Raw genomic sequence first — 17627 nt, forward strand, 5'->3', positions numbered from 1 at the left:
TTACCTCGACCGACACGTCGACGTTCGGCACAACCTCGTTACGTCCCAAGACCCAATGAGAGCGTGAGCGCTGCTTCTCCGGAAGCCGGCGACCCTCCACCCTCTCCCTGGTGACAATAGCTGCGTGGAACCACCCGATCCCATCCCGAACTCGGAAGTGAAACGCGCACGCGCCGATGGTAGTGTGCACTCAGCATGCGAGAGTAGGTCATCGCCAGGGTCTTACACCGAACCCCCCGCAGCCAACGCTGCGGGGGGTTCTTCTTTGGGCGATTCGGAAGCGATGACGTCCTTGACTTCGTGGCAGGCATCGAGAACCCTTGCCGGGTGATCAATAATCCCCGTGAATGGGGCGAGGAGATGGTCATGCCTGACCCGAAGAATGATCCGGCGTCCAGCCAGACGCCAGCGGCGCAGACGCCGGCCAACGTGGATCCGCCGCTGAGTTTCCGGGCGCCGCTGTTCGGCGGCACTTTGACCGGTTCCGGGTCGCAGCCATCTCCCGGGCTGTACCAGGGCAATGCCGACTACCTGTTCCGCAGTGGCGATCAGCTCGGCGCCCAACTCCGCTTGCGCACCGATCCCGGTTTCGCGATCGATCAATATGCTCTCAACGGACGCTTCGGACTCGGCGGTGGCGATACGTTGCGCTTCGACGCTTCAGGGCTGCCGCAAGCGGACACTTACCGCATCGGCAGCCAATGGCAGTTCGCGAACGGCAATCTCTTCAACGCCGACTGGAACCGTACGCCGACTGGGCAGAATTACGGAGCGGACGGCGCATTCAAGCTCGGCAAGGACGGCAACGGTACCGCCGCGTTCCGCGTTGACGAAGCGGCCGGCACCACGCAGGCGAACACGCAGCTGAAGTTCGACGCGAGCACGCACCTCAACGCCGACTGGCTGCGTAATCGCGATGGCCAGCAGATCTACGGCGCCGACACCGGTTTCAGGCTCGGCAAGGACGGAAATGGCACCGCGGCATTCCGCGTCGACGAAGCGGCCGGCACGTCGCAGGCGAACACGCAGCTGAAGTTCGATGCGAACACGCATCTCAACGCCGACTGGCTGCGCAATCGCGATGGCCAGCAGATCTACGGCGCCGACGCCGGTTTCAAGCTCGGCAAGGACGGCAATGGCACCGCGGCGTTCCGCGTCGACGAATCCGCCGGCACCTCGCAGGCGAACACGCAGCTGAAGTTCGACGCGAACACGCATCTCAACGCCGACTGGCTGCGCAATCGCGATGGCCAGCAGATCTACGGCGCCGACAGCGGCTTCAAGCTCGGCAAGGACGGCAGCGGCGCCGCCGCGTTCCGCGTCGACGAAGCGGCCGGCACGTCGCAGGCGAACACGCAGCTGAAGTTCGACGCGAACACGCATCTCAACGCCGACTGGTTGCGCAATCGCGATGGCCAGCAGATCTACGGCGCCGACGCCGGCTTCAAGCTCGGCAAGGATGGCAGCGGCACCGCCGCGTTCCGTGTCGACGAATCCGCCGGCACGTCGCAGGCGAACACGCAGCTGAAGTTCGACGCGAACACGCATCTCAACGCAGACTGGCTTCGCAATCGCGACGGTCAGCAGATCTACGGCGCCGACACCGGCTTCAAGCTCGGCAAGGACGGCAATGGCACCGCGGCATTCCGCGTCGACGAACCGGCCGGCACGTCGCTGTTCAACACGAAGCTCAAGTTCAACGACGACTTCCACCTCAACGCAGATTACGGCAACACGAAGGCCGGGCAGATCTACGGCGCCGACACCGGTTTCAAGCTCGGCAAGGACGGCAACGGCACCGCGGCGTTCCGCGTCGACGAGCCCGCCGGCACGTCGATGTTCAACACCAAGTTGAAGTGGAACGACGGTTTCGGCCTCGGTGCGGATTACACGAACACGAAGAACGGCGCGATCTACGGTGCCGAAACGACGTTCCGCCTGGGACAGAACGGCACGGGCAGCGGTGCGTTCCGCGTCGACGAGCCCGCGCAGACGTCGTCGCTGAACTCGAAGCTCCGCTTCGACAACGGCGACACGCTGAACTTCGATCTGTCGAAGTCGCCGGCGGGCAAGGTCTACGGTGCCGACGCCGCGTTCGGCGTCTGGCGCGACGGCAAGGGTCTGGCGAGCTTCCGCATCGACGAACCCAACGGCGCGTCGAACTACAAGCTCGGTGCCAGCTTCCCGAACGGCAACGAGCTCAACGCGACGCTGACCAAGGACAGGCTGGGCAACACGTTCGGCGTCGGCGGCAAGCTCGGTTTCAGCGACGGCGCCGGATCGGTGGGATTCGACGGCAAGTTCGGCCCGGTGACCAGTGTCGGCGGCTCGATCAACTTCAGGAACAAGGACCTCGAGTACAGCGGCGTGGCCCGCCTGGACAACAGCACGGGGCCGTTCCGGGTCTCCGAGTTCGGCGCGAAGGTCTCGACCACCGGCAGCGATCGCTACCAGTTCACGGCCGAAGCCGGCTATCGCCCAGAGACCCACGAAACCTACGGCCGCGTGGGCATCACCATCCACTTCGGTGGCGGCTCGAAGCCGTCGCGGCCGGTGACCCGTGCCGACAGCGGCTTCGACCCCGGACGTTCGGTCGACAACGCCGTCGCGGATTTCCGCGAGAGGCAGTCGGTCCTCCTGCGCCCCGAGAACCGCGGGCTCTACGAACAGGCGGTCACCGGGGTGCAGAAGCTCAACGGCGAAGGCGCGAAGCTGCCCGTGCAGGAGACCGCCGCCAGCCTGACCGTGCTGGCGAAGGAGAACGGCCTCCGCAACATCGACTACGTGGCCATGGGCAATCCGACCGCGGGCGGGAAGCAGAACCTCTTCATTGGCGATGGCGATCCGGCGGGCGCGACCTCGAAGCAGGCGCACATCGATCGTGCGCAGGCCGAAGGCACGCCGTTGCGCGACAGCCTGCAGAAGATGGACAGGTCTCCGGCCGCACAGACCTCCGGCCAGCAGATGCCGGCGCCCGGGCAGGAGCCGGTGGCGGCGGCAAGACGCTGATCCTCCGCCATTTGCCAAAAGGAAACGCCCGGGATTCCCGGGCGTTTCTGCTTGTGCCGAGCGGATGTGCTCAGAGGTTCTGGTAGTTCGGCCCGGAGCCGCCTTCCGGCGTCACCCAGTCGATGATCTGGTACGGATCCTTGATGTCGCAGGTCTTGCAGTGCACGCAGTTGGCGGCGTTGATCTGCAGGCGCTTTCCCGCCTCGTCGGCGACGATCTCGTACACGCCGGCCGGGCAGAAGCGCGTGCACGGGTTGCCGTATTCCTCGGCGCATCGGGTCACGCAGACGGACGTGTCGCGCACCTTCAGGTGCACCGGCTGGTCCTCGTCGTGCTCGGTCGCGGCAAAGTACACCGCGGCGAGGCGATCGCGCGGCGCCAGCGTGCGGTCGACGTAGTCCCGCTTCGGCTGCTCGTGCGCACCGAGCTTGTCCAGCGACGACCAGTCCGCCTTGTTCTTCAGCGTCCACGGCGAGGCGCCGCCGGTGACGGTTTCCCACGCGGCGTTGAGCATGCCGAACCACAGGCCGCGCTTGAAGCCGGGCTTGATGTTGCGCACCTTCTTCAGCTCGACCATCGCGTCGGAGGCACGCAGCTTCGCGTCGAAGCCTTCCGGCGCCAGCTGCGAAGCGACCAGGTGTTCGGCCGCGAGCATGCCCGAGCGGATCGCCTGGTGCGTGCCCTTGACCTTCGGCACGTTGAGCAGGCCGGCGGTGTCGCCGATCAGCAGCGCGCCGGGCATCTCGACCTTCGGCAGCGACTGCCAGCCGCCGGTGACGATCGCGCGTGCGCCGGCGGAGACGATGCTGCCGCCTTCGAGCAGCGGCTTCACCATCGGATGGTTCTTCCACTGCTGGAAGGCTTCCCACGGCTTGTAATCCGGGTCGTGGTAATCGAGGCCGCTGACGTAGCCGAGCGCAATCCGGCCCTTGTCGAGGTGGTACAGGAAGCTACCGCCGTAGGTGTGGCTGTCGGCCGGCCAGCCGAAGCTGTGCACGATCTTGCCGGGCGTGACGCGGTCTTCCGGCACCTGCCACAGTTCCTTGATGCCGATCGAATACCCCTGCGGATCGCTGTCCTTGTCCAGCTGGAAACGCTCGATCAGGCGCTTCGTGAGGTGGCCGCGGGCGCCCTCGGCGAGCACGGTGACCTTGGCGCGGATGTCGATGCCGGCGGTGAAGCCGGGCTTGTGCGAACCGTCCTTCGCCACGCCCATGTCGCCGATGCGCACGCCGGCGACCTTGCCGTCGGCGTCGTGCAGGGTTTCGGCGGCAGCGAAGCCCGGATAGATCTCCACGCCCAGCGCCTCGGCCTGCGGCGCCAGCCAGGCGCACATCGCGCCGAGGCTGACGATCACGTTGCCGTGGTTGTTCATGCCGGGCGGCACCGGCAGCTTGCGGCCGCCGGTCTTCGTCAGCAGCCAGAATTCGTCCTCGGTGGCCGGCACGCAGATCGGCGGCGGCGCCTTGCGCCAGTCGGGCAGCAGGGCGTCGAGCGGGCCGGTCTCGATCACCGCGCCGGACAGGATGTGCGCCCCGATGGTCGACGCCTTCTCGATCACGCAGACCGACAGCTCCGGATTCAGCTGCTTCAGGCGGATCGCGAACGCCAGCCCGGCCGGGCCGGCGCCGACGGTGACGACGTCGTACTCCATGACGTCGCGTTCGATCTCGGCCTGCTGCGTGGGCTCGCTCATGTCGGACTCCTGCGGGAATCCCGCGATTTTCGCGGTTTGCGCCGGGCGGGGCAAATTCCGTGGACATGGCGCCGCGGGATCGGCCACGCCGGGGCGTGGACGGCCTCGCGGCAGGCCTGGGATCGGGGTGGCGCCGGACTTGTCCACAACCCCCTGAAAACGCTACAATCTCCGGTTCCCACACAATGACGGACGGCCTCGCGCCGCCGGGAGCCCCATGGCCCGCATCACCGTTGAAGATTGCCTGCAAGTCGTCGACAACCGCTTCGAACTGGTCATGATGGCCGCCAAGCGCGCCCGCCAGCTCGCCAACGGGGTCGATCCGCAGATCGACAACAGCGAAGCCAACGACAAGCCCACCGTCCTGGCCCTGCGCGAGATCGCCGCCCGCCGCATCGACAACGGCTACATCGACGCCGTCGAGAAGGCCGAGCGCGAGCGCAAGGAGCGCGAGGCGCTGGAGTGGGCCGCCGCCGAAGTCGTCGCCGACGACGACCTGTCGAAGGGCGACGATCTGTAATCACCGGCGTCAATCGTTGCGCAGCATCCCGAAACCCCGCCCCGGCGGGGTTTCGTCGTTCATGGCCCCGTGACGCCGCGGTGCATGGCGCATGCACGGTCCCGGCGAGACCCATTCCCAATCTCCGGCGTTTCCCCTTAGGCTTCCGGGATGAGTCAACTTGAGCCGATCCAGTCCGGTCCCACGCCCGCGCCCGACGCGGAGCTGCCGGACTACGTGCGTGCGCTGGAAGTGGCGGCGGCGTACCTGCCGGCCGAGCAACAGGCCACGCTGATCCGCGCCTGGCGCGTCGGTGCCGCGGCGCATGCGGGCCAGACCCGCAAGTCGGGCGAGCCCTACATCACCCACCCGGTGGCGGCGGCGACGGTGCTGGCCGAGCAGGGCGTGGACATCGAGACGCTGGTGGCGGCGATCCTGCACGACACCATCGAGGACACGCCGCTGACCGGCGAGGAGATTACCGCCGAATTCGGCGCGACCGTGGCCGAACTGGTCGAGGGCGTGACCAAGCTGGACAAGCTCCAGTTCCGCGATCGCCAGGAGGCGGCGGCCGAGAGCTTCCGCAAGATGATGCTGGCGATGGCGCGCGACCTGCGCGTCATCCTGATCAAGCTGGCCGACCGCCTGCACAACATGCGCACGCTCGGCGCGCAGAGTTCGGAAGCGCGCACGCGCATCGCGCGCGAGACGCTGGAGATCTACGCGCCGATCGCGCAGCGGCTGGGCATGAACAAGATCAAGGCCGAGCTGCAGGACCTCGGCTTCCGCGCGCTGCATCCGTGGCGCCATGCGGTGCTGGGCCGGCGCATCCGCACGCAGCCGCTGGTGCGGCGCGAGGCCATGTCGAAGATCGAGGCGCAGTTCGCGCAGCGCCTGGGCAAGGAAGGCTTCCAGTTCCGGCTGGTCGGTCGCGTGAAATCGCCGTGGAGCATCTACACGAAGATGCGCGCCGAGGGAAAGACCTTCGACCAGGTGATGGACGTGTTCGGGTTCCGGCTGGTGCTGCGCACGGTGCCGGAGTGCTACCACGCGCTGGGTGTGGTGCATTCGGTGTTCAAACCGCTGGACGGCCGCTTCCGCGATTTCATCGCGATCCCCAAGGCCAACGGCTACCAGTCGCTGCACACGGTGCTGTTCGGGCCGTACGGCTCGCCGATCGAGGTGCAGATCCGCACCGAGGAAATGGACCTCATCGCCGAACGCGGCATCGCCGCGCACTGGTCGTACAAGCACGGCGAGGGCAAGTCCAGCAGCGCGCAGAACCGTGCGCAGCTGTGGGTGGCGAATCTGATCGAATCGCAGCGCGGCACCGGGTCGTCGCTGGAATTCCTCGAGAACGTGAAGATCGACCTGTTCCCGGACGAGGTCTACCTGTTCACGCCGAAGGGCGACATCATGGCGCTGCCGCGCAATTCGACCACGCTGGATTTCGCCTACGCGGTGCACACCGACGTCGGCAACCATGCGGTGGCGGCGCGCGTCGACCGCCGGCTGGTCGCGCTGCGCACGAAGCTCGCCAGCGGCCAGAGCGTGGAGATCATCACCGCGAAATCCGCGGCGCCGAAGCCGCAGTGGCTGGAGTTCGTGGTCACCGGCAAGGCGCGCACCGCGATCCGCCACCAGCTCAAGCAGCTCGAACACGAGGACGCGGTGCAACTCGGCCACCGCATGCTCGATCGCGCGCTGGAAGGCATGGACACCTCGCTCGACCGCATCCCGGCGACGCGGCTGGAGGCGTTCCTCTCCGACCACCGCTATCCGCGGCTGGAAGCGCTGCTGGCCGACATCGCGCTGGGCAACCGCATGCCGACGCAGGTCGCGCAGGTGCTGGCGCACCGCCTGCCGGACAAGCCGGACGGTTTCGATCCCGCGGCCGCCGTCCGCCACGGCGAGAAGATCCTGATCACCGGCGCCGAGCGCGGCGTGGTCACCTTCGCGCAGTGCTGCATGCCGATCCCCGGCGACGACGTGATGGGCTATCACACCGCTGGTCGCGGCATCGTCGTGCACCGCATGGATTGCGCGAACGTCGCCGAATACCGCAAATCCCCCGAGCGCTGGGTCGCGATCGGCTGGGATCGCGAAGTCAGCGGCGACTACTCGGTCGCGTTGCGCATCGAGGTCGAGAACCGCCCGGGCGTGCTGGCGCAGGTCGCGGCCGCGATCGCGCAGGCCGATTCCAACATCGACGCCGTCGAATACCTCGACCGCGACAAGAACATCGCGGCGATCCGCTTCGGCATCGAGGTCGCCGACCGCCGGCACCTCGCCGAGGTCATCCGCCGCGTGCGCCGGCTGGGCGTGGTGCACGGCGTGCAGCGGATGTAGGGCGGGCCTTGGCCCGCCATCGCGACGCGTCCGATCGTTTCGCACCTCTTTTGAAGCGGCTCCCTCATCGCCTCGGACTGGCGGTCGGTTCCGATCGTCGTCCGCTGCGAACGGCGGTCTCGTGATGTCGGGCCAAGGCCCGACCTACCACGTAAACTACGATCCCATCCATCAGTCGAGCATGCCCATGCCCCGCGAACCCATCCAGACCCCGCACGCTCCCGCCGCCATCGGTCCGTATTCGCAGGCCACCCGCGCCGGCGACATGGTGTTCCTCTCCGGCCAGATCCCGCTGGATCCGTCGTCCGGCCTGATCGTCGAAGGCGACATCACCGCGCAGGCGCAGCAGGCGTTCGCGAACCTGCGCGCGGTCTGCGAGGCCGCCGGCGGTTCGTTCGACGACATCGTGCGCGTCGGCCTGTACCTGACCGACCTGTCGGAGTTCGCCGCGGTGAATGCGGTGATGGAAGCCGTGTTCGATGCGCCGTATCCCGCGCGTTCGACCATCCAGGTGTCGGCGCTGCCGCGCGGCGCGAAGTTCGAGGTCGACGCGATCCTCGTCCTGCGCTGAGCCGCGTCTTCAAGCGCAGTCGCGCATGGCCCGCGCGCCGTCCCGCCCGGTTCCGCAGCTCGATCCCGCCGCACAGCCGCTCGTGGCGCTGGGCGGCGTGGGCGCGAAGGTCGCGGAGAAACTGGCCGCGCGCGGGCTGACGACGCTGCAGGACCTGTGGTTCCACCTGCCGCGGCAGTACGAGGACCGCACCGAGCTGACGCCGGTGCGCATGCTGCAGCCCGGCCGGCCGGCGCAGGTCGAAGGTCGGGTGGAAGCGGTCGAGCGCGGCTACCGCTTCCGGCCGATGCTGCGCGTGGCGATCGGCGACGATTCCGGCGCGACGCTGGTGCTGCGCTTCTTCCATTTCCGTTCGCAGCAGGTGTCGCAGTTCGCCGTCGGTGCGCGCGTGCGCGCCTACGGTACGCCGCGGCCCGGCCAGCACGGACTGGAGATCGTGCATCCCAGCTATCGCGTGCTGGATGCGGACGATGCGGCCGCACTGAGCGACCGGCTCGATCCGGTCTATCCGGTGATCGAAGGCATCGGCCCGGTGACGCTGCGCCGGTTGATCGCGCAGGCGCTGGAGCGATTGCCCGACGAACGCGCGCTCGAACTGCTGCCGGCCGAGGTGCTGGCGCGCGAATCGCTGTGCGCGGGTCTGCCGTCGTTGCGCGACGCTCTGGTCACGCTGCATCGCCCGCCGCTGGGCAGCGACGTGCAGGCGCTGCTGGCCGGCACGCATCCGGCGCAACGACGTCTGGCGCTGGAAGAACTGCTGGCGCACCACCTCACGCTGCGGCGCCAGCGCATCGCCGCGCAGGCACACCGCGCGCGCCCGCTGCGCGACGTGTCGCTCGCGACGCGCCTGCGCGAGACGCTGCCGTTCGCGCTCACCGGCGCGCAGGTGCGGGTGTTCGAAGCGATCCGCAAAGACCTCGCGAAATCCATGCCGATGCTGCGGCTGGTGCAGGGCGACGTGGGCAGCGGCAAGACCGTGGTCGCGGCGATGGCCGCGCTGCTGGCGGTGCGCGAAGGCCGCCAGGCCGCGCTGATGGCGCCGACCGAACTGCTGGCCGAACAGCACCTCGCGAACCTGCGGGCGTGGCTCGAACCGCTGGGCGTGCGCGTGACCTGGCTGGCCGGCAAGGTCGGCGGCAAGGCGCGTGCGGCGGTGCTGGCGGAGATCGCCGACGGCACCGCGCAGATGGTCGTCGGCACGCATGCGCTGATGCAGGAAGGCGTGGCCTTCCACGATCTCGCGCTCGCCATCGTTGACGAGCAGCATCGCTTCGGCGTGCACCAGCGCCTCGCGCTGCGCGACAAGGGTGATCGCGGCGACTGCGTGCCGCACCAGCTGGTGATGACCGCCACGCCGATCCCGCGCACGCTGGCGATGGCCGCGTACGCGGATCTCGACGTGTCCGCCATCGATGAACTGCCGCCCGGGCGCACGCCGGTGCAGACGGTGGTGCTGAGCGCCGAACGCCGCCCGGAGCTGATCGAACGCATCCGCGCCGCCTGCCGCGAAGGCCGGCAGGCGTACTGGGTGTGCACGCTGATCGACGACAGCGACGAAGTGGTCGCGCAGGCCGCGCAGAGCACCTACGACACGCTGGTCAAGCAGATGCCCGGGCTGCGCATCGCGCTGGTGCACGGCCGCATGAAGCCGGCGGAGAAACAGAAGACGATGGCCGCGTTCAAGGCCGGCGAGCTGCAGTTGCTGGTGGCGACGACGGTGATCGAGGTCGGCGTCGACGTGCCGAACGCGTCGCTGATGATCGTCGAGAACGCCGAGCGGCTGGGCCTGGCGCAGTTGCACCAGTTGCGCGGCCGCGTTGGGCGGGGCAGTGCGGCGTCGAGCTGCGTGCTGCTCTACCAGACGCCGCTGTCGCGGATGGCGAAGCAGCGGCTCGAGACGATGCGCGAAACCAACGACGGCTTCGTGATCGCCGAAAAGGATCTCGAATTGCGCGGCCCCGGCGAACTGCTGGGCACGCGGCAGACGGGGCTGGCGGCGTTCCGCATCGCCGATCTCGGCCGCGACGCCGGTTTGCTGCCGACCGTGCAGCGGATCGGCGACGCGCTGCTGCGCGCCGCGCCGGACGTGGCCGACCGCATCATGCAGCGCTGGGTCGGCGGCGCCGCGCGTTACGCCGGCGCCTGAGCTTCAGCAGAGGCCTTCGCCGTCGCCTTCCGGGGTCGGGCAGTAGATGTCGTGCAGGGTGCGGATCAACTGATGCACCGGCCCGGTCGCGACCGAGTAGTACACGCTCTGCGATTCGCGCCGCGTCTGCACCAGCCCGCCTTCGCGCAGCACCGCGAGATGCTGCGACAGCGCGGACTGGCTGAGGTCGACCTCGGCATTGATCTCGCCGACGGTCTTCTCGCCGTCGATCAGCAGGCACATCACCCGCAGGCGCTGCGGGTTGGACAGCGCCTTCAGCAACTCCGCGGCCTGTTCGGCCTGGGCCTGCATCCGTTCGCCCATGGAAGCCGCGTCCGCGGCCGTGCGGCGGCGTGCTGCATTCATCGTGCGGGGCCCTCGACCTCGCCGCCGGTGTCCACCCAGCGCAGCCAGCCACCGGCCAGCGACAGCGGGCGGTCGAAGCCCAGCCGCTTCAACGCCTCGGCCGCCAGCGCCGAGCGGCCGCCGGTGCGGCAATAGAGGATCACCGGCGCGCGCCGGTGCGAGAGGTGCGGGTCCGCGCCGGTCGCCACGGCCGGGTGGCCGTCGACCTGGAACTCCAGCACGCCGCGGGGCAGGTTCACGGCGCCGGGCAGGTGGCCTTCGGCGAATTCGGCCGGCTCGCGCACGTCGATGACGGGGGCGCCGGCGGCCTGCAGGGCGCGCAGGCGGTCGGGGTCGATTTCCTCGATCACGGCCCGCGCCTGGGCCACGAGATCCTGGGCGGTGTAGGTCATGGGGAGCTTCCGGTGGAGGGGGGGTGGTTGACAGTCTAGCAAAGTCTAATTAAGGTAATTCTAAATTAGAAACAAATCAAATCCACCCTGGGAGGGGCCATGAGCAACATCGTCGTGATCGGAGCGGGTCTCAGCGGCATGAGCGCGGCCTACGAACTGCGCGACATCCTCGGCAAGGCGCATCGCATCACCGTCGTCGGCGACGGCGAGCGCTTCAGTTTCACGCCGTCCAATCCGTGGGTGGCGGTCGGATGGCGCAAGCCGGACGACATCACCCTCAAGGCGGGCGAACATCTGGTGAAGAAGGGCATCGACTTCCGCAGCGACGGCGTGGCGAAGATCGACGCCGACACGCACCGGGTCGTGACCGGCGACGGCACCGTCCTCGACTACGACTACCTGCTGGTCTGCACCGGCCCCAAGCTGGCCTTCGACGAAGTGCCCGGCAGCGGCCCGGACGGCGGCCACACCCAGTCGGTCTGCACCACGCCGCACGCGCAACACGCCTGGGAGGCCTACGAGGCCTTCCTGAAGGCGCCCGGCCCGATCGTGGTCGGCGCGATGGCCGGCGCCAGCTGCTTCGGCCCGGCCTACGAATTCGCGATGATCCTCGACGCCGACCTGCGCAAGCGCAAGCTGCGCGACAAGGTGCCGATGACCTTCGTCACCAGCGAGCCCTACATCGGCCACATGGGCCTGGGCGGCGTCGGCGATTCCAAGGGCCTGATGGAATCGGAGATGCGCCAGCGCCACATCAAGTGGGTCGTCAACGCCCGGGTGAAGGAAGTCCGCGCCGGCGAGATGACCGTCAACGAATGCGACGACCAGGGACAACCGGCGAAGGAGCACGTGCTGCCGTTCGCGTATTCGATGATGCTGCCGGCGTTCCGTGGCGTGGACGCCGTGGCGGCGGTCGAAGGCCTGTGCAATCCGCGCGGCTTCGTCATCGTCGACAAGCACCAGCGCAGCCCGAAGCATCCGCGCATCTTCGCCGCCGGCGTCTGCGTCGCCATCCCGCCGGTCGAAGTCACGCCGGTGCCGACCGGTGCGCCGAAGACCGGCTTCATGATCGAGTCGATGGTCACCACCATCGTGCGCAACATCCAGGCCGAACTGAAGGGCGAACCGCCCGTGTTCGAAGGCACCTGGAACGCCGTCTGCCTGGCCGACATGGGCGACACCGGCGCCGCGTTCGTGGCGCTGCCGCAGATCCCGCCGCGCAACGTCACCTGGACGAAGATCGGCAAGTGGGTGCACCTGGCCAAGATCGCGTTCGAGAAGTACTTCCTCTACAAGATGCGAAACGGCACCAGCGAGCCGATCTACGAGAAATACGTGCTCAGCGCGCTGGGCATCGAGCGCCTGAAGTGATGCCTTCCTCCCCCACGTCCTTCGCCTTGTCCGGAGCATCGACATGAATCTCGACCGTGCCGTCCTCGCCTTCGCCGGCATGATGATCCTGCTGAGCCTCGCGCTCACGCATTTCGTCTCGCCGTGGTTCTGGCTGTTCACCGCCTTCATCGGCGTGAACCTGCTGCAGTCCAGCGTCACCGGCTTCTGCCCGGCGGCGATCCTCTTCCGCAAACTCGGGATTGCCAGCGGATGCGCCTTCAAGTGAACACGTCCTTCCGTCGCATCGCGCTGGCCTCGGCGCTGGCGCTCGCGCTGTCCGCATGCGGGGGCAACGACGCCGCGCCCGAAACGGCACCGCTGCCGAAGCTCGACACGGTGGTCGTCGCGGCCGATGCCGCGAGCGGCGGGCAGACCTGGGACGGCACCGTCGAAGCCGTGCGCGAAGCGGTGCTGTCGGCGCAGACCGGCGGGCGCGTGACCGCGGTCGATGCCGACGTGAACGATCGCGTCGCCGCGGGCCAGGTGCTGCTGCGCCTGACCGTGGTCGAACAGCAGGCGGGTGTCGACGCCGCGCGCGCGCAGCTGCGCGCGGCCGAGGCGTCGGCCGCCGAGGCCGAGCGCCAGTTCCAGCGCTACGCCGCGTTGTCGAAGGGCGAGTACGTCTCGCGCGCGCAGCTCGACCAGGCACGCGCCGCGCGCGATGCCGCGAACGCCGCGCGCGATGCCGCGCGCGCACAGCTGTCCTCGGCCGGACAGAACGCCGACTACACCACCGTGCGCGCGCCGTACGCGGGCATCGTCTCCGCGCGCGATGTCGAACCGGGCGAGACCGTCGGCCCCGGCCAGCGCCTGCTCATCGTGTACGCGCCGGACGACCTGCGCATCGAAGTGCACGTGCCGCAGTCCGCGGCCGACGCCATCCGCGCGCAGCCCGGCGCCCGCGTCGTGTTCGACGACGGCCGCGCGGTCGATGCACGCCAGGTCATCGTGTTTCCCGCCGCCGACGCCGCCAGCCACAGCGTGACGGTGCGCGTGCTGCTGCCTGCGCTCGATACGCCGCCGGCGCCGGGCCGCACCGCCAAGGTGACGTTCCCGATCCGCATCGAAACCCGCACGCTGCGCGTGCCGGCGACCGCGATCTACCGGCGCGGCGAGCTCGCTGCGGTCTACGTGGTGAAGGACGGCCGCGCGCTGCTGCGGCAGGTGCGGCTGGGCGATGCGTCGGGCGACAGCGTCGAAGTGCTGGCCGGCCTGCATGCGGGCGATGCGATCGCGCGCGATCCGCAGGCGGCGTTGCAGGCGGTGGTCGCGCAGCGCGAAGCCGCGGGAGCGACGCATGAGTGACGCCGCTTCCCGCGACGCGACGCCGCGGCTCGGGTTTTCCGGCCGCATCGCGCGTGCGTTCCAGGCCAATCCGCTGACGCCGATCCTCGCGCTGATGGGGCTGATGCTCGGCCTCGTCGCCGTGCTGATCACGCCGCGCGAGGAAGAGCCGCAGATCGACGTCACGATGGCCAATGTGTTCGTGCCTTTCCCCGGCGCGACCGCGCGCGACGTCGAGCAACTGGTGAGTTATCCGCTCGAACAGAAGCTGTCCGAGATCGAGGGCGTGAAGCACGTCTATTCGATCAGCCGTCCGGGCATGGCGGTGCTGACCGTCGAATACACCGTGGGCGTGGAGCGCCAGCCGGCGATCGTGCGCCTCTACAACCAGGTGTTCTCCAACGCCGACTGGTTGCCGGCGGGCACCGGTGTGGGCCAGCCGCTGATCAAGCCCAAGGGCATCGACGACGTGCCGGTGATGGCGCTGACGCTGTGGTCGGACGATCCCGACACCGGCGTCGAGCAGTTGTCCGCGGTCGCGCGCACACTGGAAACCGAACTCAAGCGCGTGCCCGGCACGCGCGACGTCTACGCCATCGGCGCGCCGGATCGCGTGGTGGCGGTGACGCTGGATCCGACCCGGCTCGCGGCCTTCGGGCTGAGCGTCGGCGAAGTGGCGCAGGCGCTGCAGGCCGCGAACGTCGTGCGCCAGGTCGGCGAACGCGTCGGCGGCGATCGTGCGGTGCCGGTGACGGCCGGCCGCTTCCTCGCCGATCGCGACGACGTCGCCACGCTGGTGCTCGGCGTGCAGGGCGGCAAGCCGGTGACGCTGGCCGACGTCGCCGACGTGCGCGCCGGCATCGACGTGCCGTCGAGTTATGTCTGGCACGGCACGCCCGCGGGCAAGGGCGGGCCGAAGGCCGGCGCCGCGCCGGCGCTGACGATCGCCATCGCCAAGAAGCCGGGCAGCAACGCGTCCGACATCACCTCCGCGATCGCGACCCGCCTCGATGCGCTGCGCGGCGAACTGATCCCCGAAGGCGTGCACGTCGAGATCGTGCGCGACTACGGCCAGACCGCCACCGACAAGGCGAAGAAGCTCATCCAGAAGCTGATGTTCGCGACGCTGTCGGTGGTGCTGCTGGTGCTGTTCGCGCTGGGCCGCCGCGAGGCGGTCGTGGTCGGTGCCGCGGTGGTGCTGACGCTCGCGCTGACGCTGTTCGCGTCGTGGGCGATGGGCTTCACGCTCAACCGCGTGTCGCTGTTCGCGCTGATCTTCTCGATCGGCATCCTCGTCGACGACGCGATCGTGGTGGTGGAGAACATCCACCGGCACATGGCGCGCGGCGGCAGGACGCTGCTCGAAGCGATCCCGCCCGCGGTCGACGAAGTCGGCGGGCCGACCATCCTCGCGACGTTCACGGTGATCGCGGCGCTGCTGCCGATGGCGTTCGTCAGCGGTCTGATGGGCCCGTACATGCGGCCGATCCCGATCAACGCCTCGGCCGGCATGGTGCTGTCGCTGGCGGTGGCGCTGGTGGTCACGCCGTGGCTGTCGCTGAAGCTGCTGAAGCCGCATGTCGCGCATGACGAGGCGCACGGCGACGGCGCGCAGGACAAAGGTCGGCTGCATCGCCTGTTCGACAAGGTGATGACGCCGTTCCTGTCCGGCGATCGCGCGCCGCGTCGTCGTCGCCTGCTGTTCGCCGGCATGGCCGCGCTGGTGCTGCTGGCGGCGAGCCTCGCGGTCGTGCAGCTCGTCGTGCTGAAGATGCTGCCGTTCGACAACAAGTCCGAGGTCCAGGTCGTCGTGGATATGCCCGAGGGCAGCACGCTGGAGACGACGAACGCGCTGCTGACCGAACTCGCGGCGAAGGTCGCCACCGTGCCCGAAGTCGAGAGCTTCGAGGGCTATGCCGGCACGTCGGCGCCGATCAACTTCAACGGCCTGGTGCGCCAGTACTTCCTGCGCAGCGGTGCGAATGTCGGCGACCTGCAGGTCAATCTGGTCGACAAGCACCACCGCACGCGCAAGAGCCACGACATCGCGCTGGCGATCCGGCCGGGGCTCGACGCCATCGGTCGCCGCTACGGCGCGTCGGTGAAGGTGGTGGAAGTGCCGCCCGGCCCGCCGGTGCTGTCGCCGCTGGTGGCGGAAATCTACGGCCCCGACTATGCCGGCAGCCGCAAGGTCGCGCTGGCGCTCGAAAAGCGCCTGCACGGCACCGAAGGACTGGTCGACATCGACACCACGGTGGAAGCGCCGGCGCCGCGCGAAGTGCTGGTGGTCGATCGCGAGCGCGCGACGAAGCTCGGCGTCGACCAGTCGACGATCGCCAACACGCTGGCCGCCGCGGTCGGCGGCTACGACGCGACGTTCGTGCAGGACGGCGTCTCGCGCCAGCCCAAGCCCGTGCGCCTGCGCGTGCCGGTCGCCGAACAGGCGTCGCTCGATCGCCTGCTCGCGCTGTCGGTGAAGGGCGGGCAGGGCCAGGCGGTGCCTCTGGCCGAAGTGACGAAGACCGTGCGCACCACGTGGGACGGCGCGATCCACCACAAGGACCTGCTGCCGGTGGTGTACGTGACCGGCGACGAAGCCGGCGCGCTCGACAGCCCGCTGTACGGCATGTTCGACGTGGTCGGGCAGGTGTCGGACAACGCCGTCGATGGCCACAAACTCGGCCAGTTCTTCATCCGCCAGCCCGCGGACACCGCGACCTACGCCATCAAGTGGGACGGCGAGTGGCAGATCACCTACGAGACCTTCCGCGACATGGGCATCGCCTACGCCGCCGGTCTGGTGCTGATCTACCTGCTGATCGTCGCCCAGTTCCGCAGCTACCTGGTGCCGCTGGTGATCATGGCGCCGATCCCGATGACCGTGATCGGCGTGATGCCCGGGCACGCGCTGCTGGGCGCGCAGTTCACCGCGACCTCGATGATCGGCATGATCGCGCTGGCCGGCATCATCGTGCGCAACTCCATCCTGCTGGTCGACTTCATCAACCAAGCGGTGGGCGAGGGCAGGACGCCGGCCGAGGCGGTGATCGAGGCCTGCGCGGTGCGCGCGCAGCCGATCGTGCTGACGGCCGCTGCGGCGATGCTCGGTGCGTTCTTCATCCTCGACGACCCGATCTTCAACGGCCTCGCGGTGTCGCTGATCTTCGGCATCCTGGTGAGCACGGCGCTGACGCTGGTGGTCATCCCGCTGCTGTATTTCGTATTGTTGTCGGCGAAGGCCGCGCCCGCCGCGCCCGCCGCACCGGAGATCAAGCCATGATCGGTTCGCGTTTCGCCGCTTGCGCGCAGGCTTGCGCCCTGGTGCTGGCCATCGCCGGGTGCGCGCGGACGGCCGTGCCGGCAGCGCCGTCGGCGGCGGTCGTGGCGCCGCAGGCAACGGTCGCGGTGCCGATGGCGCCCGCCGAGCGCGCCAAGGCGGCCGGTGCCGCCTTCGCCGGTGCGCTGAAGTCCGCGCTGGGCGCGAAGCTCGCCGCAGACGGCACGGTCGGGGCCATCGACTTCTGCCACGACGAGGCGCCGAAGATCGCCGCGCGAGTCTCCGCGGAATACGGCGTCCGCCTCGGCCGGGTGCCGGTGGCCGGCCGGCAGCGCAGTCCCGCCAACGCGCCGGCCGCATGGCAGGCCGAAGTGCTTGCCGCGTTCGAGCGCGAGGCCGCGGCGGGGACGCCGGTGTCCGCGCTGCAGCGCGCCCAGACCGAGGGCCTGCCCGCGGGCATCGTGCTGCGCAGCATGCGTGGCATCGCGGTCGAGCCGGTGTGTCTGGCATGCCACGGCAAGGCGCTGGCGGACGACACCCGTGCCGCCCTGGCCCGTCACTACCCCGGCGACACCGCCACCGGTTTCGAGGCCGGTGACCTGCGCGGCGCGCTGTGGGTGGAAGTCCCCGCATCTCCCTGAGAGGA

At 69.1% G+C, this 17627-nt stretch carries 13 protein-coding genes and 1 rRNA gene; 11 read left to right on the plus strand and 3 right to left on the minus strand.

All coding sequences use genetic code 11. From position 1 onward, the window contains the following. The first annotated feature begins 106 nt into the window (after positions 1-106). A 5S ribosomal RNA gene (rrf, locus tag ACT53Q_RS15475) occupies positions 107-220 on the plus strand. Positions 221-366: 146 nt separating this feature from the next. Further along, a complete protein-coding gene (locus tag ACT53Q_RS15480) occupies positions 367-3009 on the plus strand; it encodes an XVIPCD domain-containing protein (RefSeq protein ID WP_476187556.1) in 2643 nt (880 codons plus the stop codon). Between the two features lie 70 nt (positions 3010-3079). Here the strand turns inward: ACT53Q_RS15480 and ACT53Q_RS15485 are convergent, their stop codons facing one another. After that, positions 3080-4705: an electron transfer flavoprotein-ubiquinone oxidoreductase gene (locus ACT53Q_RS15485; protein WP_476187557.1), complete on the minus strand. Its 1626-nt coding sequence runs from the start codon at positions 4703-4705 to the stop codon at positions 3080-3082. Between the two features lie 217 nt (positions 4706-4922). Here ACT53Q_RS15485 and rpoZ point away from each other — a divergent pair, with 217 nt between their 5' ends. The 4 genes from rpoZ to recG all read left to right on the plus strand — a co-directional run bounded on the left by rpoZ (position 4923) and on the right by recG (position 10270). Beyond that, on the plus strand, positions 4923-5225 hold the full coding sequence (gene rpoZ, locus ACT53Q_RS15490) for a DNA-directed RNA polymerase subunit omega (protein ID WP_476173446.1): 303 nt from the start codon (positions 4923-4925) through the stop codon (positions 5223-5225). A 150-nt stretch (positions 5226-5375) separates the two neighbouring features. Continuing rightward, on the plus strand, positions 5376-7553 hold the full coding sequence (locus ACT53Q_RS15495; protein WP_476187558.1) for a RelA/SpoT family protein: 2178 nt from the start codon (positions 5376-5378) through the stop codon (positions 7551-7553). Positions 7554-7740: 187 nt separating this feature from the next. Next, entirely contained in the window at positions 7741-8124 is a 384-nt protein-coding gene (locus tag ACT53Q_RS15500; RefSeq protein WP_476187559.1) for a RidA family protein, read from the plus strand. 25 nt (positions 8125-8149) lie between these two features. Beyond that, positions 8150-10270 (plus strand): ATP-dependent DNA helicase RecG, encoded by a 2121-nt coding sequence (recG, locus tag ACT53Q_RS15505; RefSeq protein ID WP_476187560.1) that lies wholly within the window; start codon positions 8150-8152, stop codon positions 10268-10270. 3 nt (positions 10271-10273) lie between these two features. Here recG and ACT53Q_RS15510 read toward each other — a convergent pair whose 3' ends face one another. Both ACT53Q_RS15510 and ACT53Q_RS15515 read right to left on the minus strand, forming a co-directional pair. Continuing rightward, the gene (locus tag ACT53Q_RS15510; protein WP_476187561.1) at positions 10274-10594 is read right to left on the minus strand and encodes an ArsR/SmtB family transcription factor; all 321 of its coding nucleotides are present in this window, start codon (positions 10592-10594) and stop codon (positions 10274-10276) included. A gap of 38 nt (positions 10595-10632) precedes the next feature. Beyond that, positions 10633-11028, minus strand: a complete 396-nt coding sequence (locus tag ACT53Q_RS15515; protein WP_476187562.1) for a rhodanese-like domain-containing protein — start codon at positions 11026-11028, stop codon at positions 10633-10635. 99 nt (positions 11029-11127) lie between these two features. Here ACT53Q_RS15515 and ACT53Q_RS15520 point away from each other — a divergent pair, with 99 nt between their 5' ends. From ACT53Q_RS15520 to ACT53Q_RS15540, 5 genes are read left to right on the plus strand one after another with little or no spacing between them, the layout of a single operon-like run. Continuing rightward, the gene (locus ACT53Q_RS15520) at positions 11128-12399 is read left to right on the plus strand and encodes an NAD(P)/FAD-dependent oxidoreductase (RefSeq protein ID WP_476187563.1); all 1272 of its coding nucleotides are present in this window, start codon (positions 11128-11130) and stop codon (positions 12397-12399) included. Between the two features lie 43 nt (positions 12400-12442). Further along, entirely contained in the window at positions 12443-12646 is a 204-nt protein-coding gene (locus tag ACT53Q_RS15525; RefSeq protein ID WP_476187564.1) for a YgaP family membrane protein, read from the plus strand. Then, a complete protein-coding gene (locus tag ACT53Q_RS15530) occupies positions 12643-13725 on the plus strand; it encodes an efflux RND transporter periplasmic adaptor subunit (protein WP_476187565.1) in 1083 nt (360 codons plus the stop codon). Before ACT53Q_RS15525 ends, ACT53Q_RS15530 begins: the two co-directional genes overlap by 4 nt. Continuing rightward, positions 13718-16984: an efflux RND transporter permease subunit gene (locus tag ACT53Q_RS15535; protein WP_476187566.1), complete on the plus strand. Its 3267-nt coding sequence runs from the start codon at positions 13718-13720 to the stop codon at positions 16982-16984. Before ACT53Q_RS15530 ends, ACT53Q_RS15535 begins: the two co-directional genes overlap by 8 nt. Further along, complete coding sequence (locus ACT53Q_RS15540) at positions 16981-17622, plus strand: Tll0287-like domain-containing protein (protein ID WP_476187567.1); 642 nt, start codon at positions 16981-16983, stop codon at positions 17620-17622. Before ACT53Q_RS15535 ends, ACT53Q_RS15540 begins: the two co-directional genes overlap by 4 nt. The last annotated feature ends 5 nt before the right edge of the window (positions 17623-17627 follow it).

The sequence above is a fragment of the Lysobacter sp. DMC97 genome (genome assembly GCF_056313745.1).